Consider the following 19,002-nt stretch of genomic DNA (forward strand, 5'->3'; position numbering starts at 1 on the left):
ATGGCCTATGGAGATGTGCCAGAGTGGCCGAATGGGGCTCCCTGCTAAGGAGTTGACCTTTCACAAGGTCCGGAGGTTCGAATCCTCTCATCTCCGCACCTGATCCCCGCGCCTTCCTGAGGAGCGGGGATTTGTTGCTTCCCGCCCGGGGGCAGTAACATCTAGCAGCAGCGCGCCCGTAGCTCAACGGATAGAGCATCTGACTACGGATCAGAAGGTTGGGGGTTCGAATCCCTCCGGGCGCACAGGTATTGAAGCCCCGCAGCAGATGTTGCGGGGCTTCTTTTTTGGGCTGGCCGGAGCTGCCACGAAAGACAAACAGCAAAAACGCCCGCCTTTCGACTTTTGCGCGGGCCGAAAGGAGTGGTCTCGTCGTTTGCCTTTCGTGCGGGGGCGAGCTGACTCCCGCGGCTGTCCGCCCCCTTTGCCTCAGTCAAGGTTCTCCGCGAGCCACGCGTCAAACGGGTCGTCTGCGGGGGCTTCTTCCAGCCAGCCCTCGGCCTCGTCCTCGGTGAACCCCAGTGCCGCAAGGCCGGTGTCGGGGGTGTCCTGCCCCCACTTTTCCTTCAGCCATGTCCGGTACGGCGCGAGGGCCTCGTCGGACTCTTCCTTGCTCGATTTCCAATTCTCGTACTGGGGCTCGGCATCCCATTCGTCGTTGAACGCCGGGGTGAAGTAGCCGACGGCAAGCAGGCGCAGCACCGACATCGCGCTGGGGAAGACGGCGTTGAGGACGGAACCGGACCCGGATCCCATGTGCACCACGTGCTGCGCGCCGGCGTCATCGAGCCACAGGCAGAACGTGGATCCCTCGCCTCCGGTGTAGCCCACGGGGTAGAGCCGCTCGGGAGATTCCTCCACGTAGTTGTACTCGTTGTTGCCGCCGAAGAACAGCGCGGGATCGCTGGTGATGTGGATGTCGGGCGCGGCGATTCGGCCGATGTTCCCGTAGCGGTAGCCCTGTTCCTCTATCCAGTCGGCCAGGGTGAGAAACTCTTCCGGCATGGTGAACTGAGGGGGCATGTCCTGGGTGAGCTGTTCGCGGAAAGTCATGGAGGCCACGCTACCTCGCACCGAGGTTTCCTCCGTGGCACTACTCTTGGGCCCCATGGAAATCGAGAACGGCGACCCGGTCTGGTTGGAGCTCAACACGCCGGACGTCCACGCCGCCATGAACTTCTACTCCCACGTGTTCGGATGGCGTTTCGGTCAACGCTCCACCGGCAACTTCGTGGGGTATGCGGCCAACGAGCTCCCCGTGGCCAGCTTCACCCAGATCGAGGACGCGGACGTGGACTGGCGAGTCTACTTCCAGGTCCCCGACGTGCCGGAGACGACGGCAGCGGTGGCCGTCTCCCGCGGTCGCATCCTGCGCAGCCCCGCCCGCGTCGAGGGCCTGGGGCATCTGGCGGTCATCGAGGACCCGACCGGGGCGGTGTTCGCGCTGAGCGAGGCCTCGGAGATCAGCGGCTTCGTGCTCGGCACGGGCCACGGCCAGCCCGCCTGGTTCGAGGTGGTGAGCAACTGCTTCCAGATCTCGCTCTCCTTCTATCACGACGTCCTGGGCTGGAACTACCACTTCGTCGACGACGACGGCATCATGACCCTCGAGCAGAGCGAGGACGACTACTTCGCCACCAACGGCCCCACTGCCAGCGCCTCCGCCGGGGTGGTCGACGGGATGAGGGAGCTTATCGACGACGAATTGCCCCACTGGCGCTCCTACTTCGCCGTCAGCGACATCGATGAGGCGGTGGCTGCCGTGTCTGAGGCCGGCGGCACAACCCGCGGTGAGGTGACCCGCGGGATCCTCGGCCGCCAGGTGTCCGTTACCGACCCGCAGGGCGGGCGGTTCGTGCTGCTGGAGGCCGACACACAGGAGTGAGCGGGCCCGACCCCCCGGGGCTAGACAAACCGGGCGGTGCCGATAGTGTTCAGTATGAACATATCGGATTAACAGGAAGGCCCCCTGGGCATGAGTGCGCCGGCCGGAACAACGATCGAAGAACGACCCGACGACAACCCAAAGGGTGACAAGCACACGGATGCGTCGACGTGGCGTCGACAAGCAATCGGCATCCTGTTGGGCCTGGCCCTGGCCGCGCTGGTGTTCATGATCTTCCCGGAGTCGGCGGTGGATCGCGTACACGAGTCCGTCGGCGCGGACCCCGAGGGTGACTACACCCACCACGCGCTGCGCATCACCGCGGCGACGACCATCCTCATGGCCGTGTGGTGGATGACCGAGGCCATCCCGCTCGCCGCCACCGCGCTGATCCCGCTGACGGTCTTCCCCATTACCCAGGTGGCCTCGTTCTCCGAGGTGGGATCGCCTTACGCCAGCGCCACGATCTTCCTCTTCCTCGGCGGATTCCTCCTCGCCCTGGGCCTGCAGAAGTGGGACCTGCACCGCCGCCTCGCTTTGGCGGTGCTGCTCATCGTGGGCACCAGCCCGAAGCGGCTGATCCTGGGATTCATGATCGCCACCGGGTTCCTCTCCATGTGGGTCTCCAACACGGCCACCGCGGTGGTCATGCTGCCGATCGGCACCTCGGTGCTCGCGCTGACCGCGGAGACCGTCGGTGGCTGGCGCAACCAGAAGAAGTTCTCCACCGCCCTCATGCTGGCCATCGCCTACTCCGCCTCGATCGGCTCGCTGGGCACGTTGATCGGCACGCCGCCGAACGCGCTGCTGGCCGGGTACATGGAGACCTCCCACGGGATCTCCATCGGATTCGGCCAGTGGATGATGGTTGGAGTACCCATCGCGGTCATCTTCACCGTCATCGCCTGGTGGGTGCTCACCACGGTGTTCAAGCCGGAGATGAAGGAGATCCCGGGCGGGCGCGAACTCATCATCGAGGAGAAGGACAAGCTCGGCGCGTGGAACTTCCCGCAGGTCGCGGTGGCCGTCATCTTTGTCATCGCCGCGCTGTGCTGGGTCTTCATCCCGCTGACCATCGACTGGCTGGGCATGGACGACTTCGTCTACGACGACGCCATCATCGGCATCATCGCCGGCCTGCTCATGTTCACCATCCCCGCCAACGGCCGATCCGGCGCCCGCCTGCTCGACTGGAAGACAGCCAGCGAGCTGCCCTGGGACGTGCTCATTCTCTTCGGCGGCGGGCTCTCGCTCTCCGCGATGTTCACCAGCTCCGGCCTCTCCCTGTGGATCGGCGAGGTGGCCAAGGGCCTCGGTGGCCTGCCCACGCTGCTGCTCATCGTCTCCGTCGCCGCGCTGGTCCTGGTGCTCACCGAGTTCACCTCGAACACGGCCACCGCCGCGACCTTCCTGCCCATCATGGGCGGCGTCGCCGTCGGCATCGGGCTGACCGAGGGCGGGGAGCAGAACGTCCTGCTGCTCACCATCCCCGTGGCACTGGCCGCAACCTGCGCCTTCATGATGCCCGTGGCCACCCCGCCCAACGCCATCGCCTACAGCTCCGGCTACGTCAGCATGGGCGACATGCTCAAGGGCGGCGTCTGGCTGAACGTCATCGCCCTGGCGCTCATCACCGCCACGGTCTACTTCATCGCCATCCCGGTGTTCGGCATTGTCCTCTGACACGGGTTCCTTCACCCGTCTGGAATCCATCGTTCTGAACGACGACTCCCTGGACCCCGCCCAGTCCGAGCTTCTGTCGGAGCTGCTGGGGAGGTCCCCGCTCAAGGATGTCGTCGCCCTCCTCGAGCGCCTCAACCCCTTCCGTGCGGCCCTGGTGCTCCGGCTTCTTCCGAGGCGCCGCTCCATCGCCGCGTTCGACGCTCTGGACTCCGTCCATCAGGCGGACCTGGTCGCCGCCCTCGGGGACGAGAGCCTGGCCGACTTCTTCGGCGCCCTGAACCCGGACGACAGGGTCGCGCTTCTCGACGAACTCCCGGCCGAGATCGCGACCCGCCTACTCACCGGTCTCGACGAGTCCGAACACGGCTTCACCTCCGCAGTCCTGGGGTTTCCGAAACGCTCGGTGGGCCGGCGCATGTCGCCGAAGACCCCGTTTGTTCTGGCCGGTGCCAGCGCGGGGGAGGCGTTGGCCGATCTGCGTGAGCAGGCAGAGAGCGCGGAAACGATCTACACGGTCCCGGTGGTGGAGGATGATCGCAGACTGGTGGGGGTGACGTCGTTGCGTGCTCTCTTCACCGCCTCGCCGGATGTGCCGGTTTCCGAGCTCATGGACCAGCCCGAATATGCCGTGGCCAGCGACAACGACGAGGAGACCGCGCGTTGGGCACTGTCGCTGGATCTGCTGGCGCTGCCCATCGTGGACGAGTCCCACCGGCTGATCGGCATCCTCACCATGGACGATTCCTTCGACATCGTCGAGGACGCGGACAACGAGGACTCCGCCCGCTCCGGCGGTTCGGAGCCGCTGCAACAGCCGTACCTCACCACCCCGGTGATGAAACTCGTGCGCTCCCGGCTCGTGTGGCTCGCCGTGCTGGCCGTGTCGGCCCTGCTCACGGTCCAGGTTCTCGACGCCTTCGAGGACGCCCTCGCCGCCGCGGTGGTGCTCAGCCTCTTCATCCCGCTGCTCACCGGCACGGGCGGCAACACCGGCAACCAGGCCGCCACCACCGTCACCCGCGCGCTGGCACTTGGCGACGTCCGGGGCCGCGACCGGGGCAAAGTGCTGTGGCGCGAGGCGCGCGTCGGCCTCGTGCTCGGCGCCGCCCTCGGCCTGGTCTTCGGCAGCCTGCTCGGCGTGCTCTACGGCGCTCCGATCGGGCTGGTGCTGGGCCTGACGCTGCTCATCGTCTGCACCCTGGCCGCGTCGGTGGGCGGGCTCATGCCCATCGTGGCCAAGGCGGTCGGCGCCGACCCGGCGGTGTTCTCCAACCCGTTCATCACCACGTTTGTCGACGCCACCGGCCTCATCATCTACTTCCTCATCGCCCGGGCCGTGCTGGGTCTGTAGCGTTGCCCCTAGAGTTCCATTTCCTCCCACGGAGTTGGCGCCAGACCTTCGACGTCAGACAGCACGCCAGGCTCGAGCACTGCGGGCGAGGTCCAGAGATAGCGCTGCTGAAAGAGTGAGCGGACGGTAGGGCTCAGGACCCCCGCCACCCCGAGCGGAGCAAAGGGGAGCCGCCTGACCGTGCTGTCGGGAACGACAAGGTCTGCGAGTTCCCGCAGACTAATGGCGTGTGGCGAAGGAGCGTGCAAGACCGCATCCGCCGACGTGGAAGAGGCGCACCAGATCATGGCTTTAGCAAGATCCGGCAGGTAGGTCATGGTGTGAGGTGCGTCCGGATCGCCGAGAACAAGACCGGTCTTGCCTTGCTGGACTCTGTCGATGACCGTCATCGTTGGCACTGAACCCGCAGGGTCCGCTGTGGGGCCGACCAAGTCGCCGGCAACGACACTCACCGTGCGTGCGGGGTGGACGCGTCGGGCAGCCAGCAGTTCTTCGCGTACTTCTCCCAGCGGTGTGCAGGGGTGTGTCGGGCTTCCCTCCTGCAGTCGGCGGACTTGGGTTCCGAAGGCGTAGGTGGATTCCGGGAAGATGACGGGGATGTTGAGTTCGTGGCCGAGATCCATCACGGCCTGTTCGCGGTGCGGGAGTTCCCTCCGCCAGGCCGCAGGGGAATAGGGGGCGTGAATGCAGTGAAAGATGGCGGAGAGATCCTCATTCCGCTCGGCTGCCTCACGGAGCAGACTGTGGTTGCCGGCATCGCCGAGGATGGCATCAGGAGTCGAGTCCGAGAACGATCGACGTATTACCACTGTGTCGTTCCCCTGGCGGTTCAATGTTCTCAGTAGCTCCGAGCCAATCTGGCCCGCGCCGGTGATCAAATATTTCATGCCTCTCCCAAATAGTGAACACTGTTCTCGCAATGGAGCTTAGGGTAGCGCGGCACGCAAGGCAAGAGCAGTGTTTACTTTATTTGCTTTGGCATAATGCGGGCATGAACCAGAAGCAGGGTGGCGGTCGCCGGTCGCGGGCCGAGAATCGCGCAAACATGACCAACGGCATCATCGAGGTCGGGCGAAAGCAGCTGGCCAAGCGTGGGGCAACGGGCCTCTCGCTCCGGGAGGTTGCACGGGAAATAGGTGTCGCGCCGTCTGCCCTCTATCGCTATGTCAATGACCGGAACGCACTGCTCTCGCTGTTGATCGCCGACGCCTTCACGCGTCTTTCGGACGAGGTGGACGCGGCGGTGCGCGCCGAAAAGGGGCTGGCCGAGAAGTTGACGGCCTACGCCATGACGAGTCGGCAGTGGGCTCTGAGTAATTCCGAGCTCTGGGGCCTAATCTACGGAAACCCCGTGCCTGGTTACGAGGCGGCGGAGCTGGGGGAATTGGACCCAGGAGTTCGGCCATTGAGGACCCTGGCGGCGATCATTTCGGAAGGTGTGGAGGACCCGGTTCCGGAGCCTCCTGAGAATTTCCGGAAGTACCTCGCAGTGTCGGTTGAAGAATTGGGGATTTCGATGACCTGGCCTCAACTCGCTTATGCGGGGCAGTGCTGGAGTTGTCTCAATGGAGTGATCAGTACGGAAGTCTTCGGACGTTTCGGTCGAGATTTTTCCGAGGTGGGTCGGGACATGCTCGTGCAAACGGTCGCAGGGATGGTTCAGACCATTAAATGGGGGCCCTCGGCGACCAGGTGAAGTGGGTGGTAGGCTGGTGCTGTCAACCGCATCGGTGTCCCGGGCCGTGCTGGGTCTGTAGCGTTGCCGGCATGAAACCCTTCTGGATCGACCTGGCCACCCACGACCTCGCCGGCGCCGTGGCCTTCTACCGCGAGGTTTTCGGCTGGGAGCTTATCGACGGCGAAATCGCCGAGCTTGATGGTCGCCCTGTCGCCGCGTTCATGGACACCGTCGACGAGTCAGGTGAGGCGCTGGCACCCACCGCCTGGGGAGTGTCCCTCGAGGTCGCTGACCTGGAAAAGACCGCGGCCAAGGTGGAAGCGGCCGGTGGATCCGTTGAGTTCGGGCCGGTCGATGACTCGCTGCACTGCCTGGACGCAACCGGCGCCTACGTGGTGTTCACCGCGCCGGGTGATTTTGCCGGCACGGCTGCAGAAGTGCGTAGCGAGCTCCTGGCCAGAGACTATGTGGGCGCGCAGGACTTCTACTCCCGCGTCCTGGGATCCGGTACTGCTGGGGTTCGCGATGCCCGTGGTCTGCCCATCGAGGCTGGCAGCACCTGGCGGGTCTGTTTCGTGGTCCCCTCGGTCGATGAGGCGGTGGAGCGGGTGCGCGCCGCTGGCGGCACGGTCGTGTCCGTCGATCCGGACCGCGCCGAGGTTGCCGATCCCCAGGGCGCGGCGTTTGTGCTCCTGACCTAACGTTTTGCTGCTTCTCCGCCCCTGGGTGTAAAGTAATCCCTCGTTGCCGACAAGATCGGCAGCGGAGATAGGCGCCCGTAGCTCAACGGATAGAGCATCTGACTACGGATCAGAAGGTTGGGGGTTCGAATCCCTCCGGGCGCACCAAGTGAGCGGATCCTCCCACATCATGGGAGGGTCCGTTTTTGGCTTGGTCAACTGTGATAAAGCAAGAGTGAAAAAGGTCCGCCCCACAGTGAGAAAGGGCGTAGAAGTGTGCAAAAGGACTCTCCCTATCTCACTTTGTCTTTTACGGGCAGAAGTGCGCGGAAGCCGCAACTAGGCTGACCCCCATGTCCCACACTTTCTTCGAGGTCGACGTCTTCGCCACCGACGCGTTTACCGGAAACCCCCTGGCGGTCATTGCCGGCGCGGATGACTTCACCTCTGAGCAGATGCAGAGCATCGCCCGGTGGCTGAATCTCTCCGAGACCACCTTCCTCCTGGAGCCGACAACCCCGGAGGCCGACTACCGCGTCCGCATCTTCACGCAGTCCGAGGAGTTCCCCTTCGCCGGCCACCCGACCCTGGGCACCGCCCGCGCCTGGCTGGACCTGAACTCCTCCGACAAGAGTGAGCTCATTCAGGAATGCGGGGCCGGTCTGATCCCGGTCAAGGTCGACGGCGACGGGGTCGCCTTCGCGGCCCCTCCCCGGACGCGCACGGGTGAACTGCCGGGGGATGAGGTGGCAAAGATCGTCGATACGATGCGGATACCCGAAGAGGACATCGTGGCCCACGCGTGGGCCATCAATGGCCCGAAGTGGCGGCTGGTTCAGCTCGGGTCGATCGAGGCCGTGCGGAATCTGCGTCCGACGCCGCCGGAGCCGGGCAGGCACATCGGGGTCGTCGCTGTCGAGGGGGAGGTGGCGGAGGTGCGGGCGTTTGTCGACAACGCCGAGGACCCCGTGACCGGTTCGCTCAACGCGGCGCTGGCGCAGTGGCTTCGTGAGCGCGGCGAAGTCGGCCCGGAATACGTGGCCAGGCAGGGGCGCTGCGTCGGCGCGGACGGAGCGGTGTACGTGCATGACGACGGCGCCGATATCTGGATCGGCGGGACCGCTGAGGTGCGGGTGCGCGGGGAGCTGGTTTAGCGAAAGTTCTTGACCAACCGTTCTGGAACGATTAGTCTAAAACCCATGGCCCGACCACGGAACTTTGATGAGGACGAGGCGCTCGCCCGGGCATCCGCACTGTTCGCACGTGACGGATACGAGGCAACGAGCGTCGACAAGCTGGTTTCCGCCACCGGGGTGCCACGCGCGTCGCTGTACAGCATCTTCGGCAGCAAGCACGGGATTCTGGTGCGCGCGTTGCGTGCGCTGGAGCCGCCGTTCGGCCCGGAGCAGCTAGACCTCATCCTGGTTGCCCTGGTTGAGCGTGCGGCGCACGACCGGGCCATCCGTGAAGAACTCACCTCGCTGGACCGGGAGACTCGACGAGCGATCGCCGAGAGACTCTTCGACCGGGCGGGCATCCCGAAGGAGCAGTCATGAACCGCATCACCCTCACCGACCATTCGCTGACCGTGGAACCTGCCGGGCTGGACAAACTCTGGTCGTTCCGGTCCGCGCTGGACATTCCATTGGCAGAGGTCAGGGGCGCGACCCACGACCCCGGCATGCTCGACGAGCCGAAGGGGCCGCGCGCACCCGGACTACACACCGGTTCGGAGGTCGCGGGGACCTACCGGCGCGACGGGAAAAGGACTTCTGGAACGTCTCGGGTCGCGCCGACATCGTGGTCATGCAGCTCGGCGGCTCGGGCGAGTACGACCGGCTGGTGCTCAGCGTCGATGATCCTGCGCAGGTGGTGGACCGTATCAACGACGCGGCACGTCAGTAGATCTCGATCCGCCCGCCGATGTCTTCCGTCTGACGCAGCTGGCGCACCCAGTCCGGGCCACCGGGACGCAGGCGGAGAACGGGACGCGACGAGATCTTCACCGGGGAGACGGACTCCTTGCGGGCTCCGGAGCGGGCCTCCAGCCGGCGACGGGCCCGGTGACCTGCCTCCGCGAGCTCGGAGATGTCCGGGTTCTCCGTGTCCAGGGCCGCGCGGGCGTCCTGCAGGTGGGCGATGAAGTCGTCCAGCGCGCCGACGAGTGCCGGGGCGTTGGACTCGCACATCGCCTCCACGAGCTCGGGGCGGGTGCCGGCCACGCGGGTCGCGTCCTTGAAGGAGCCGGCGGCCAGGGACTGCGCGAGCAGCCCGCCCTGGTCGCCCACCACGGACAGGGACTCCGCGATGATGTGCGGCAGGTGGGAGATGCGGGCCACGGCGTCGTCGTGGTTGGTCACCAGCGCGGGCACGGCCTCGGCACGCACGGTGGTGACCATCCCGATGACGTCGACGAACAGGTCAACCCATTCCTGGTCGGGCGACCTGCCCGCTGTGTCGGCCTCCATGGCGAAGTCGTAGGTGATCACCCACGCGGCGCGGACGAAGAGTCCGGTCGTGGAGGCCTTCCACCCTGAATTCTCGGTGCCGGCCATGGGGTGCCCGCCGACATAACGTGATTCCAGGCCGCGGGCACGGATGGACCGGTAGACCGGGGACTTCACGGACACGACGTCGGTGATGCCGCACTGGGGGGCCAGCTCGACGACGCGGTCGAGGATCTCGTCGACCGCGGCCATCGGCACGGCGAGGACAAGAAGAGCCCGGTCTTCGTTGGCGCGGATGAGCACGTTGTCCAGGTGGTCCGAGATGTCGAAACCCTCTTTGATGGCCGAGCGGGTACCCGAATTCGGGCGGCTGTAGCCGTAGACGGTCTGCCCGGCCGCCGCGAGATCCCGCAGCAGGGAACCGCCGATGAGTCCGAGGCCGATGATGCAGATGGGCCGTTTCGCGTCGTGGGAAGTCACGGTGACAATTATGCACCAGCCGGACTACTCTCACGGTCTATGCAGCCGAAGAGTTTTGCCGTGACAGTCACCAACCTCGATGGTCAGTGGCAGGTGCGCTCCTTCGCAGACGACTTCACCGACCCGCGGACCTCCATCGCCGCGGTGCGCGATCTCCGCACCGAGGGTGCCTCGTTTGCACTGCTGTGCGTCGAGGACGAGTATTTCGTCGTCGCCCGCCCCGCGCCGGGCTCGACCGCGGTGCTGCTCAGCGACGTCACCATGGCCGTCGACGACGAGTTCGCCGAGCAGTTCGCCCGGGAGGCGGGCATCGAGGTCCCGGACATTGACCCGGGCGAGCTCGATGAGATCGACGGCTGGGCCGACGGGAACTTCTCCCTGCTCAGCGACCTCGGCCTCAGCGAGGAGATCCTCAGTGTCATCGCCGACGACGACGAGTTGTGGCCCTCGGAGGCCATCGACCGGATCGCCGAGGAGCTGGGATTCTCCGAGGAGCTGGCCGAGGCCACGGGAAACTGATGCCCGTGCTGCCCGCGGCGGCTCCCCTGCGCCGCGCCGAGGAGCGCATGCGCCGCGCCATCGAGGTCGCGCGGACCACCCCGGCGGGCGACGTGCCCGTCGGTGCCGTTGTCTTCGCACCCGACGGGACCGAGCTCGCGTCGGGAACGAACCGTCGAGAAGCGGAATCGGACCCCACGGCCCACGCCGAAGTGGTGGCCATCCGCTCCGCCGTCCGCCGCTACGGCGACGGGTGGCGGCTCGGCGGTTGCGAGCTCGTGGTCACCCTGGAACCGTGCATGATGTGCGCCGGCGCCGCGACCGGCGCGCGGCTGGGATCCATCGTGTTCGGCGCCTATGAGCCGCGAACCGGGGCGTGTGGCTCGCTCGTCGACGCCGTCCGCGTCCCCGGCGCGCTCCACATCCCCCAGGTGCGCGGTGGGGTCCTGGAGGCCGAGACCGCCGAGCTGCTCACGGGCTTCTTCTCCGAACTGCGTTAGGGGAACATCACAGCTTCATAAAAGATCCGCCGCGTGGTGGCGGGCGCGGGAGGGCCGGGCCTACTGTGGGCCGAACAACAAACCGAATTACCTTAGGAGGGTCTCTGAATGGTGGATTTCAACAAGGCTAAGGACGCACTCGGCAACGAGAAGGTCGACCAGGGCATCGACAAGGTCCAGGAGAAGCTCGACAATGACAAGGCCAACCAGGGCATCGACAAGGTTCAGAAAAAGTTCGGCCCCCAGCACGACGAAGAGGAGAAGTAATCATGGCTAAGGATTTCGACGAAACCACCCAGGATCTCGGCGGCAAGGCTAAGGAAGCTTTCGGCGAGGCCACCGACAACCGCTCCATCGAGAACGAGGGTAAGGCCGACCAGGCCAAGTCCGACATCAAGGAGAAGGCCGGCGACGCGGCTGACGCCGTCAAGGACAAGGCCAACGAAGTTCTGGGCAAGTTCAAGGACGACGAGAAGTAAGAATTTGGCCGCTCGTGCCACCGTCCGTTAATGTTTTCAGACGGTGGCGTGTCCGAGCGGCCGAAGGTGCTCGCCTCGAAAGCGAGTGTGGGTTAAACCACCGCGGGTTCAAATCCCGCCGCCACCGCCAGAATGAGTACGCCGATTCCTGCCTCGTGCAGGGGTCGGCGTTCTTTCTTTCCGGGGATGTCCAGCGACATCGTTAGACTGGCCGGGATCCGCAATTCTTTCCACTGAAGATCTAAGGGGCGTCGCGCACCGTGGCACAATTCCTATTCCGCCTGGGCAGGTGGTCTTTCCTCAACAAGTGGAAGGTCATCGTCGCGTGGGTCATCATCTTCGGCGGCATGGCGGGCGCGGGCCTGAGCCTGATGAAGCCCTTCACCACCGAGTTCGCCATCAGCGGGACCCCGGCCATCGAGGCGATCGAATCCCTGGACAAGAACTTCCCCGGGGGCGGTGACACCGTCAACGCGGCCACCGTCAACGTGGTGTTCCAGGCCCCCGACGGGCAGAGCCTGGACCAGCCGCAGTACAGCGCCGCGATGGACAGCGTGGTCGGCTACATCGAGGACAACCTCGACTCGATCGCCAGCGCCGACCGGTTCGGCAACCCCCTCGTGGTCAGCCCGGCGCTGCAGGACCAGGTCTTCACCATGGAGACGGACATGGGACTGCCCGAGGAGACCGCGCGGGCGGACACCGACAACCTCGCCATGATCTCCGAGAACGGCAACATCGCGTACACCACCTTCGCGTTCGACGTGGAGTCGGCGCAGGCGGTCACGGACGATCACCGGAAGGTCGTCAACGATGCCATTGCGCTCGGCGAGGAGCAGGGGCTGCGCGTCGAGGCCGGAGGCGCGGGCTTCGGCGACGCCATCGTGGTCAACACCACCAGCGAGATCATCGGCCTGGCCGTGGCGTTCATCGTGCTCATCATCACCTTTGGCTCGGCTTTCGCGGCGCTCATGCCCGTGATCACCGCGGTCGTCGGCGTCGGCCTGGGCATGCTGGTCATGCTCACGGGCACACACTGGATCGAACTAAACAACGTCACCCCGGTCCTCGCCGTGATGATCGGCCTGGCCGTCGGCATCGACTACTCGCTCTTCATCCTCTCGCGTTATCGCTCGGAGAGGAGCCGGCTCAGCGGGCCGGACGCCGCCGGCCTGTCCGTGGGCACCGCGGGCTCGTCCGTGGTGTTCGCCGGCGCCACGGTGATCGTGGCACTGGTGGCCCTGCTCATCGCCAACATCGAGTTCCTCACGTGGATGGGCCTGTCCGCGGCCATCACCGTGCTGCTGGCCGTTCTCGTCTCCCTGACGATGACCCCGGCACTGCTCGGGGCGTTCGGCGCGCGCTCCTTCGGCGCCAAGGTCCCGGGCGTGGCCGGCAACCCCGGCTTCGGCAAGGACGCCCCGCCGTCCCGGGATTCCTGGCGATCGCTCGAGGGCGAGACCCTGGGCACCAAGTGGGTCAAGCTGGTGCAGAAGGTGCCGGGCCTGGTCATTGCCTTGGTGGTTCTCGGCCTTGGCGCGCTGACCCTGCCGGTCAGCCAGCTGCAGATGGCGCTGCCCTCCGACATGACCTCCGGGGAGGAGACCACCCAGCGCCAGTCCGCGGAGCTCATGGCCGAGGGATTCGGCGCGGGCATCAACGCCCCGTTCCTCATGATCGTCGATGCCGCCGACGTCAATGCGCAGGCCCCGGCCCTGCAGCCGCTGGTCTCGGCGCAGACGGCCATGAACCCCGAGGGCAGCGCGCAGGAGGCGGCGCAGTTCGCGTCTTTCCTGTACACGGTGCAGCAGGTCAATGCTCACCCGGACGTGCACCATGCGCAGTTAGTGTCCGTGAGTGAGAACGGCACGGCCGCGCAGGTTCTGGTCACCCCGTCCGCCGGCCCCGCGGACGAGGAGACGGTGGAGACCGCGCACGCCCTGCGGGAGATCGGCTCCCAGATGGAGGACGCCACGGGCATCGACGTCGGCCTCACCGGCCTGACCGCTGTGCAGATGGACATCACCGAGCGCCTCGGCGAGGCCATGGGCCCCTACCTCGCGGTCGTCGTCGGCCTGGCGATTGTCCTGCTGCTCATCGTCTTCCGCTCGATGATGCTGCCGCTCGTCGCCGGCCTGGGCTTCCTGCTCTCCGTCGGCGCGTCCTTCGGCCTGACGGTCCTGTTCTGGCAGCTGGGCCTCTGGGGTGTCGTGCCCTCGCCGGCGCCGCTGATCTCCTTCATGCCGATCTTCCTCATCGGCGTCACCTTCGGCCTGGCCATGGACTACCAGATCTTCCTGGGCACCCGCATGCGTGAACACTTCTCCCGGAACGGGGGACGGCCGACCGAGGGGTCGGTGTACAACGCCGTGGAGGAGTCCGTCATCGTCGGCTTCTCCCGCGGCGCCCGGGTGGTCACGGCCGCGGCGGTGATCATGATCGCGGTGTTTGTCGCCTTCATCAACCAGCCGTTGCCGTTCATCCAGATCTTCGGTTTCTCCCTGGGGCTCGGCGTGTTTTTCGACGCCTTCTTCATCCGCATGGGCCTCGTGCCCGCGATGATGTTCATCCTCGGGCGCGCGACCTGGTGGATGCCGAGGTGGCTCGACCGCATCGTCCCCAGCATCGACATCGAAGGCACCGAGCTGGAGAAGCAGTTCGAACAGTCCCATGAACCCGAGACGGCCAGCTTCGCGGAAGTCGGCGGATCCACTCCCGCACGCGGAAGGCACAGCAAGAATGACTGATCTGAGTTTTGACCTGGGTACTCAACTGGAAATCGGCCCCGGAAAGCACGGGCGCACCGGCGTGATCCACACCCCGCACGGGGACATCCGAACACCCGCCTTCATCCCCGTGGCCACCAAGGCGACGGTGAAGACGCTCACCCCGGAACAGGTTTCCTCCACCGGCGCGCAGGCGATCCTATCCAACGCATATCACCTCTACCTCCAGCCCGGCCACGACATCGTCGACGAGGCCGGGGGTGTGGGCAGGTTCGAGAACTGGCAGGGCCCCACCTACACCGATTCCGGCGGGTTCCAGGTCATGAGCCTCGGTGCCGGCTACAAGAAGGTCCTGGCCATGGACACCAAGGGCCTGACCCGCAACGACATCAAGGCCGGGGAGAAGGAACGCCTCGCCCACGTCGATGAGGACGGGGTGGACTTCAAGTCGGTCATCGACGGCTCCTACCACCGCTTCACCCCCGAGGTGAGCATGCAGATCCAGCACTCGCTCGGCGCCGACATCATGTTCGCGTTCGACGAGCTGACCACGCTCGTGGACTCCCGCGAGTACCAGGCGAACTCCGTCGCCCGGACGCACCGCTGGGCGCAGAGGTGCCTCGTGGAACATGACCGCCTATCGACGCTGCGTTCCACCCGTCCCCTCCAGTCACTCTGGGGCGTGGTCCAGGGCGCACAGTATGAAGACCTGCGTCGACAAGCGACCCGGGGACTGATCGAACTCTCCCGGCAGGCCGAGGAGGAGGGGCGCCGCGGATTCGGCGGCTTCGGCATCGGCGGCGCGCTGGAGAAGGAGAACCTGGGCACCATCGTGGGCTGGGTGGCCGACGAGCTGCCGCTGGAGAAGCCGCGGCACCTGCTGGGCATCTCCGAGCCCGACGACCTGTTCGTCGCGGTCGAGGCCGGCGCGGACACCTTCGACTGTGTCTCGCCGACCAGGCTGGCCAGGCGTGGTGGGGTGTACACCCTCGACGGGCGGATGAACCTCACCGCGGCGCGGTTCAAGCGTGACTTCCGGGGCATCGATGAGGAGTTCGGAGGTCATGTCTCGGAAAATTATTCACGGGCGTACATCCACCATCTGCTCAAGGCGAAGGAGTTCCTCGCGGGAACCCTGTGCACGATGCACAACCTGCAGTTCATGATTGCGCTGGTAGACCAGATGCGCGACGCCATTGATGACGGGCATTTCGAGGCCTTCAAGGTGGAGTTCCTGGGGCGTTACTACGCCAACGGCGGGCGGGCGGCCACTTTCTAGGCGGGGTGTGACCGGGGCTATCGCCGGGCCCCAGGGGTAGATGCGAGGGTGGAGAGTGGATTCTATAAATATCCACAGAATCCCCAGCTGCCCCCGATATACAAGAAAGTCTTCCCACATGCGATCACTTCGACCTCTGGCTGTCCTGACCGCCTCCCTCACCGCAGCCATCGTGCTCACCGTTCCCGCCGCTCAGGCACAGCCGAGCCCCGTAACGTCCGGTTCCTGTGGGATCTCGCTGACCCCGTCCGCGACGATTCCCACCTCCGACGGGGAAGAGAACCCGGTGGCGGCGGACGGGATCATGGCCATAGGCCTGCAGAACTACGTCAGCCCGACCACCAACGTCACGGCCCCGGAATTCCGTCCGTGGCTGGAGATGCGGGGTGAAGCAGGCAGATACACCACCGACACCGAGGTCGCCTTCGAGGTAGACGGGCCGGAGGGCACATGGACGGTGCGCCCGTTCGACAGGGGCTTCGGCAGCGTGGTCACCGACCAGGTTCCGGTGGCGCAGGGGACAGGCGGGAACTTCACGGCCGACGCCAGTACCCTCCATGCGTCACCCGCAACGGTGGGAGCCCTCTGGGTGGCATCGGGCCCGCCGGCCAGCCTGAGGCTAGTTCCCGAGGATGACCCCGCAACGAAACGCAAATATAACTTTGCGGAGGGATATGCGCCGGTCCCCGCCACGTTCTCCGCCTCCACCGTCATCCTTCCCGGGTGAAAGCATGAACTGTCGGCGGATGGAACTCGATGATTCCTCGGTCACGTCGATTTCCGCATCCGGTAAATCGCAGGGCACCAGGGCGTTGGTGACGAAAGCTGAGGCGGGTGACTACTCGCGGCTCCGTGCCGCGGTCTTCGCAGCCGGCACCGGGAATCCCGTTCCTGGTGCGACCGCGTCGATTGACCCGGCCACGGGGGAAATCTCCGTCTCGCTGCCCCGGGGGTTCGAGGGCTCGGACGTCGACGTGCGGGTGACGGCTGACCCGCATGAAGACATCCCGGCCGGGGCCCCGGAAACGCAACGCAAATCCGAGGTCATCGGAACGGTCACTGTTCCGGCAGGTGATCGTTGCGAGGCCGTCGCGGGCGGGGGCTTTCCGCCGCGGCGTTGCTCATAGCCCCGCTGGCGCTGGCCACCGAGGTCAACATTCCGGGTCTGACCCCGATGGTGGAGCAGGCCGAGGCCGCGGTGAAGGAGATCAACAACCGCCTCCAGATGGCCACCGGCACACATGATCCGCGGCTCGCGCGACTCGCTGAGGAAATCAACCTTGGTGCGATCCTCGGCTCAGGCGCGGCGTTGGCTGCGTTGATCGGGTTGATCGGGTTGATCAGCGTGTGCTCGCCGGGTTCCTCTGAGGGCTCCTCGCTGGGATCCTCGGGCAGCTCCCAGTCCTAGAGCGTGAACGAAATGACCGACCGAACGTTGTTCCCGGGGTAGCCGGGAGGGCGTTCGGTCGGTCATTAGTTACGCAGGCTGACGGGTGCAGGAAAGTACCTACCGAGCGCGGGTCTTGGGGTGGCCGGAGAGGTGTTCGGTAGGTAGTTAGCTACCGTAAACTTCGCGCTTCTTCACCCACGCGATGACGGCGTAGGTCACGGGAAGCAGCACGGCCTCGAGGGTGGTCTTCCAGAGGAATCCCACGAGAACGTAGTTGAACAGCGCGCCCGGGGTGGAGATGCCGATGACCGGCGCGGCGATGAGGCAGAACAGCAGCGTGTCGGCGATCTGGCCGACCACGGTCGAACCTAGGAGGCGGGCCCAGAGGGAGCGCTCGCCGGTGCGTCGTTTGATGGCGACGAGGGTCCAGGCGTTGAGCAGCTGGCCGACCACGTAGCCGGCGAGCGAGGCCAGGACGATCTGCGGGAACAGTCCGAGGACCGAGGCGAAGGCCTCCTGGTTCTCCCAGAAGTCGGCCGCGGGCAGAGCGATGGCCGCGTAGAAGGACGCGACGGCGATGAGGGTGGCGGCGAAGCCGGTGATGACGGCGCGTCGGGAAGCCCGGAAGCCGTAACACTCTGAAAGGACGTCGCCAAGCACGTAAGAGACTGGGAAGAGGAAGAAGGCGCCGTCGGTGATCAGCGGGCCAATCTGCACGCCCTTGCTGGCCGTGAGGTTGGAGATGAGGAACACCGCGCAGTAGATGGCGACGATGTAGGGGTAGTAGGTCTTCTGTAGAAGAATGAACGTGGGGTTATCGGACGCGGGGGTGTTCAGGTGAGCCGCGCCCTCCCCAGACGGAATGGTGTTTGAGTGAGTCACCGGCGGAACTCTACCCGCGCACGGTCAGCGGACCCGGCGTGGGGCGAAGACCGGGGCGGCCTTCTTTGCCGCCGCCTCGCGCGCCCTGCGCGTGTTGTCTGCGACGAGCAGGCGTGCCTGAAGGAGTCGCTCGGTGGCGAAGGTGGCGCGCGGGTCGAGGTGCCACGTCCTGTCGAAGGCCTTCTTAGTCTGGGCCACGGAATCGGGGGAGCGGCCGATAAGCTCACGTGTCAGCTCCAGAGCGGCGGCCTCGGGGTCGGCGGCGAGTTCGCTAGCCAGGCCCAGGTTGACGGCGCGCTCGCCGCTGATCATCTCTCCGGTCATGGCCAGGCGCTTGGCCACATCCTGGCCCACCAGCGACGACAGTGAATGCACCCCGGACATGTCCGGGATGAGACCCCACTTCGCCTCCAGGACGGACCAGGTGGCGTCGGGGGTGGTGAAACGATAGTCGGCAGCCAGGGCCAGCTGGAGACCTCCGCCCAGGCAGTGGCCCTGAACCGCAGCGATCACGGGGACGGGCAGACGTCGGAAACCCCAGGTCGCCTCCTGGAAGGTGTTGGTGCCGCGCCACGGCCGGGGAGCGAAGGCTTTGGCGATGCCGGAGGGGGAGCGCATCGCCGAGCCGAAGTCGAGACCCGCGCTGAAGGTGTCGCCTTCGCCGGAGAGGATCACCACCCGCAGGTTGCGGTCCTTGCGCAGGCGGTGCGTGATGCTCACCAGTTCGTCCAGGGTGTGCAGGGTGAGGGAGTTCTTCTTCTCCGGCCGGTTCAGGCGGACGTGGGCGATGGCGCCGCCGCCCGAATAGTCGACGGTGACCGTCCTGTTTCGCTGTTCGCTCATGCTGGACAAGGCTAGCGGAACAACAAGAAATCCCCCGGCACAATGCCGGGGGATTTCTTATGGCGGAGGATAGGGGATTTGAACCCCTGAGGGGCGTTAGCCCCGCACGCGTTCCAGGCGTGTGACATAGGCCGCTAGTCGAATCCTCCGTGAAGAGACATTAGTGGACGGGCCCGTCTGAGCCAAAACGCCAGCGCAGCC

21 protein-coding genes and 5 tRNA genes are annotated in these 19,002 nt (G+C 65.8%); 20 read left to right on the forward strand and 6 right to left on the reverse strand.

What is annotated here, in order from left to right; genetic code table 11:
* Positions 1 to 9: 9 nt before the first annotated feature.
* Both CDOO_RS01210 and CDOO_RS01215 read left to right on the forward strand, forming a co-directional pair.
* Positions 10 to 96, forward strand: a tRNA-Ser gene (locus tag CDOO_RS01210).
* A 76-nt stretch (positions 97 to 172) separates the two neighbouring features.
* Positions 173 to 245: transfer RNA gene (locus CDOO_RS01215), tRNA-Arg, on the forward strand.
* 184 nt (positions 246 to 429) lie between these two features.
* Here CDOO_RS01215 and CDOO_RS01220 read toward each other — a convergent pair.
* Positions 430 to 1,053, reverse strand: a complete 624-nt coding sequence (locus CDOO_RS01220; RefSeq protein WP_038573518.1) for a hypothetical protein — start codon at positions 1,051 to 1,053, stop codon at positions 430 to 432.
* A 55-nt stretch (positions 1,054 to 1,108) separates the two neighbouring features.
* On the opposite strand from CDOO_RS01220, the gene CDOO_RS01225 reads away from it, so the two are divergent.
* The 3 genes from CDOO_RS01225 to mgtE all read left to right on the forward strand — a co-directional run bounded on the left by CDOO_RS01225 (position 1,109) and on the right by mgtE (position 4,919).
* Positions 1,109 to 1,885 (forward strand): VOC family protein, encoded by a 777-nt coding sequence (locus CDOO_RS01225; protein ID WP_162138663.1) that lies wholly within the window; start codon positions 1,109 to 1,111, stop codon positions 1,883 to 1,885.
* A 90-nt stretch (positions 1,886 to 1,975) separates the two neighbouring features.
* Positions 1,976 to 3,568 (forward strand): SLC13 family permease, encoded by a 1,593-nt coding sequence (locus tag CDOO_RS01230; RefSeq protein WP_026159300.1) that lies wholly within the window; start codon positions 1,976 to 1,978, stop codon positions 3,566 to 3,568.
* Positions 3,558 to 4,919 carry a magnesium transporter gene (gene mgtE / locus CDOO_RS01235; RefSeq protein ID WP_018021583.1) on the forward strand — a complete coding sequence of 454 codons (1,362 nt, stop codon included), beginning with the start codon at positions 3,558 to 3,560 and terminating at the stop codon, positions 4,917 to 4,919. The genes CDOO_RS01230 and mgtE overlap by 11 nt, the downstream gene beginning before the upstream one ends.
* 8 nt (positions 4,920 to 4,927) lie before the next feature.
* Here mgtE and CDOO_RS13155 read toward each other — a convergent pair whose 3' ends face one another.
* Positions 4,928 to 5,806, reverse strand: coding sequence for an NAD-dependent epimerase/dehydratase family protein (locus tag CDOO_RS13155; RefSeq protein WP_018021582.1), 879 nt, complete (start codon positions 5,804 to 5,806; stop codon positions 4,928 to 4,930).
* 104 nt (positions 5,807 to 5,910) lie between these two features.
* On the opposite strand from CDOO_RS13155, the gene CDOO_RS01245 reads away from it, so the two are divergent.
* From CDOO_RS01245 to CDOO_RS01265, 5 genes are all read left to right on the forward strand, one after another.
* Positions 5,911 to 6,615, forward strand: coding sequence for a TetR/AcrR family transcriptional regulator (locus tag CDOO_RS01245; protein ID WP_026159299.1), 705 nt, complete (start codon positions 5,911 to 5,913; stop codon positions 6,613 to 6,615).
* Between the two features lie 71 nt (positions 6,616 to 6,686).
* Complete coding sequence (locus tag CDOO_RS01250) at positions 6,687 to 7,298, forward strand: VOC family protein (protein WP_018021580.1); 612 nt, start codon at positions 6,687 to 6,689, stop codon at positions 7,296 to 7,298.
* Positions 7,299 to 7,369: 71 nt separating this feature from the next.
* Positions 7,370 to 7,445 (forward strand) — tRNA-Arg (locus tag CDOO_RS01255).
* Between the two features lie 185 nt (positions 7,446 to 7,630).
* Complete coding sequence (locus CDOO_RS01260; protein ID WP_018021579.1) at positions 7,631 to 8,431, forward strand: PhzF family phenazine biosynthesis protein; 801 nt, start codon at positions 7,631 to 7,633, stop codon at positions 8,429 to 8,431.
* Between the two features lie 45 nt (positions 8,432 to 8,476).
* Positions 8,477 to 8,833 (forward strand): TetR/AcrR family transcriptional regulator, encoded by a 357-nt coding sequence (locus tag CDOO_RS01265; protein WP_018021578.1) that lies wholly within the window; start codon positions 8,477 to 8,479, stop codon positions 8,831 to 8,833.
* Positions 8,834 to 9,175: 342 nt separating this feature from the next.
* Here the strand turns inward: CDOO_RS01265 and CDOO_RS01270 are convergent, their stop codons facing one another.
* Positions 9,176 to 10,204, reverse strand: a complete 1,029-nt coding sequence (locus CDOO_RS01270; protein WP_018021576.1) for a prephenate dehydrogenase — start codon at positions 10,202 to 10,204, stop codon at positions 9,176 to 9,178.
* Between the two features lie 39 nt (positions 10,205 to 10,243).
* Between CDOO_RS01270 and CDOO_RS01275 the strand changes: the two genes are divergently transcribed.
* The 10 genes from CDOO_RS01275 (at position 10,244) to CDOO_RS01315 (ending at position 17,094) form a co-directional block, all read left to right on the forward strand.
* Positions 10,244 to 10,723, forward strand: a complete 480-nt coding sequence (locus CDOO_RS01275; RefSeq protein WP_020384575.1) for a tRNA adenosine deaminase-associated protein — start codon at positions 10,244 to 10,246, stop codon at positions 10,721 to 10,723.
* Complete coding sequence (locus tag CDOO_RS01280; protein ID WP_018021574.1) at positions 10,723 to 11,202, forward strand: nucleoside deaminase; 480 nt, start codon at positions 10,723 to 10,725, stop codon at positions 11,200 to 11,202. Before CDOO_RS01275 ends, CDOO_RS01280 begins: the two co-directional genes overlap by 1 nt.
* A 108-nt stretch (positions 11,203 to 11,310) precedes the next feature.
* Positions 11,311 to 11,469: a hypothetical protein gene (locus tag CDOO_RS13805; protein ID WP_018021573.1), complete on the forward strand. Its 159-nt coding sequence runs from the start codon at positions 11,311 to 11,313 to the stop codon at positions 11,467 to 11,469.
* 2 nt (positions 11,470 to 11,471) lie between these two features.
* Positions 11,472 to 11,681 carry a CsbD family protein gene (locus CDOO_RS01285; RefSeq protein WP_018021572.1) on the forward strand — a complete coding sequence of 70 codons (210 nt, stop codon included), beginning with the start codon at positions 11,472 to 11,474 and terminating at the stop codon, positions 11,679 to 11,681.
* A gap of 42 nt (positions 11,682 to 11,723) precedes the next feature.
* Positions 11,724 to 11,811, forward strand: a tRNA-Ser gene (locus tag CDOO_RS01290).
* Between the two features lie 130 nt (positions 11,812 to 11,941).
* Entirely contained in the window at positions 11,942 to 14,428 is a 2,487-nt protein-coding gene (locus tag CDOO_RS01295; RefSeq protein WP_018021571.1) for an MMPL family transporter, read from the forward strand.
* Positions 14,421 to 15,686: a tRNA guanosine(34) transglycosylase Tgt gene (gene tgt / locus CDOO_RS01300; protein ID WP_018021570.1), complete on the forward strand. Its 1,266-nt coding sequence runs from the start codon at positions 14,421 to 14,423 to the stop codon at positions 15,684 to 15,686. Before CDOO_RS01295 ends, tgt begins: the two co-directional genes overlap by 8 nt.
* A gap of 118 nt (positions 15,687 to 15,804) precedes the next feature.
* A complete protein-coding gene (locus CDOO_RS01305; protein WP_018021569.1) occupies positions 15,805 to 16,413 on the forward strand; it encodes a hypothetical protein in 609 nt (202 codons plus the stop codon).
* Positions 16,414 to 16,432: 19 nt separating this feature from the next.
* Positions 16,433 to 16,813, forward strand: a complete 381-nt coding sequence (locus CDOO_RS01310; protein ID WP_018021568.1) for a hypothetical protein — start codon at positions 16,433 to 16,435, stop codon at positions 16,811 to 16,813.
* Positions 16,804 to 17,094: a hypothetical protein gene (locus tag CDOO_RS01315; RefSeq protein ID WP_018021567.1), complete on the forward strand. Its 291-nt coding sequence runs from the start codon at positions 16,804 to 16,806 to the stop codon at positions 17,092 to 17,094. Before CDOO_RS01310 ends, CDOO_RS01315 begins: the two co-directional genes overlap by 10 nt.
* Positions 17,095 to 17,241: 147 nt before the next feature.
* Here CDOO_RS01315 and CDOO_RS01320 read toward each other — a convergent pair whose 3' ends face one another.
* The 3 genes from CDOO_RS01320 to CDOO_RS01330 all read right to left on the reverse strand — a co-directional run bounded on the left by CDOO_RS01320 (position 17,242) and on the right by CDOO_RS01330 (position 18,950).
* Positions 17,242 to 17,958 (reverse strand): queuosine precursor transporter, encoded by a 717-nt coding sequence (locus CDOO_RS01320; RefSeq protein WP_018021566.1) that lies wholly within the window; start codon positions 17,956 to 17,958, stop codon positions 17,242 to 17,244.
* Positions 17,959 to 17,982: 24 nt separating this feature from the next.
* On the reverse strand, positions 17,983 to 18,801 hold the full coding sequence (locus CDOO_RS01325; RefSeq protein ID WP_018021565.1) for a crotonase/enoyl-CoA hydratase family protein: 819 nt from the start codon (positions 18,799 to 18,801) through the stop codon (positions 17,983 to 17,985).
* A gap of 60 nt (positions 18,802 to 18,861) precedes the next feature.
* A tRNA-Ser gene (locus CDOO_RS01330) sits at positions 18,862 to 18,950 on the reverse strand.
* Positions 18,951 to 19,002 lie beyond the last annotated feature (52 nt).

The organism is Corynebacterium doosanense CAU 212 = DSM 45436, assembly GCF_000767055.1.
GTDB classification, from domain to species: domain Bacteria; phylum Actinomycetota; class Actinomycetes; order Mycobacteriales; family Mycobacteriaceae; genus Corynebacterium; species Corynebacterium doosanense.

Coding starts and splice junctions, on each gene's coding strand:
- CDOO_RS01220 (WP_038573518.1), bottom strand. CDS start 1,053: ATGACTTTCCGCGAACAGCTCACCCAGGACATGCCCCCTCAGTTCACC.
- CDOO_RS01285 (WP_018021572.1), top strand. CDS start 11,472: ATGGCTAAGGATTTCGACGAAACCACCCAGGATCTCGGCGGCAAGGCT.
- CDOO_RS01265 (WP_018021578.1), top strand. CDS start 8,477: ATGGCCCGACCACGGAACTTTGATGAGGACGAGGCGCTCGCCCGGGCA.
- CDOO_RS01275 (WP_020384575.1), top strand. CDS start 10,244: ATGCAGCCGAAGAGTTTTGCCGTGACAGTCACCAACCTCGATGGTCAG.
- CDOO_RS01310 (WP_018021568.1), top strand. CDS start 16,433: ATGGAACTCGATGATTCCTCGGTCACGTCGATTTCCGCATCCGGTAAA.
- CDOO_RS01260 (WP_018021579.1), top strand. CDS start 7,631: ATGTCCCACACTTTCTTCGAGGTCGACGTCTTCGCCACCGACGCGTTT.
- CDOO_RS01250 (WP_018021580.1), top strand. CDS start 6,687: ATGAAACCCTTCTGGATCGACCTGGCCACCCACGACCTCGCCGGCGCC.
- tgt (WP_018021570.1), top strand. CDS start 14,421: ATGACTGATCTGAGTTTTGACCTGGGTACTCAACTGGAAATCGGCCCC.
- CDOO_RS01325 (WP_018021565.1), bottom strand. CDS start 18,801: ATGAGCGAACAGCGAAACAGGACGGTCACCGTCGACTATTCGGGCGGC.
- CDOO_RS13805 (WP_018021573.1), top strand. CDS start 11,311: ATGGTGGATTTCAACAAGGCTAAGGACGCACTCGGCAACGAGAAGGTC.
- CDOO_RS01245 (WP_026159299.1), top strand. CDS start 5,911: ATGAACCAGAAGCAGGGTGGCGGTCGCCGGTCGCGGGCCGAGAATCGC.
- CDOO_RS01280 (WP_018021574.1), top strand. CDS start 10,723: ATGCCCGTGCTGCCCGCGGCGGCTCCCCTGCGCCGCGCCGAGGAGCGC.
- CDOO_RS13155 (WP_018021582.1), bottom strand. CDS start 5,806: ATGAAATATTTGATCACCGGCGCGGGCCAGATTGGCTCGGAGCTACTG.
- CDOO_RS01225 (WP_162138663.1), top strand. CDS start 1,109: ATGGAAATCGAGAACGGCGACCCGGTCTGGTTGGAGCTCAACACGCCG.
- CDOO_RS01305 (WP_018021569.1), top strand. CDS start 15,805: ATGCGATCACTTCGACCTCTGGCTGTCCTGACCGCCTCCCTCACCGCA.
- CDOO_RS01230 (WP_026159300.1), top strand. CDS start 1,976: ATGAGTGCGCCGGCCGGAACAACGATCGAAGAACGACCCGACGACAAC.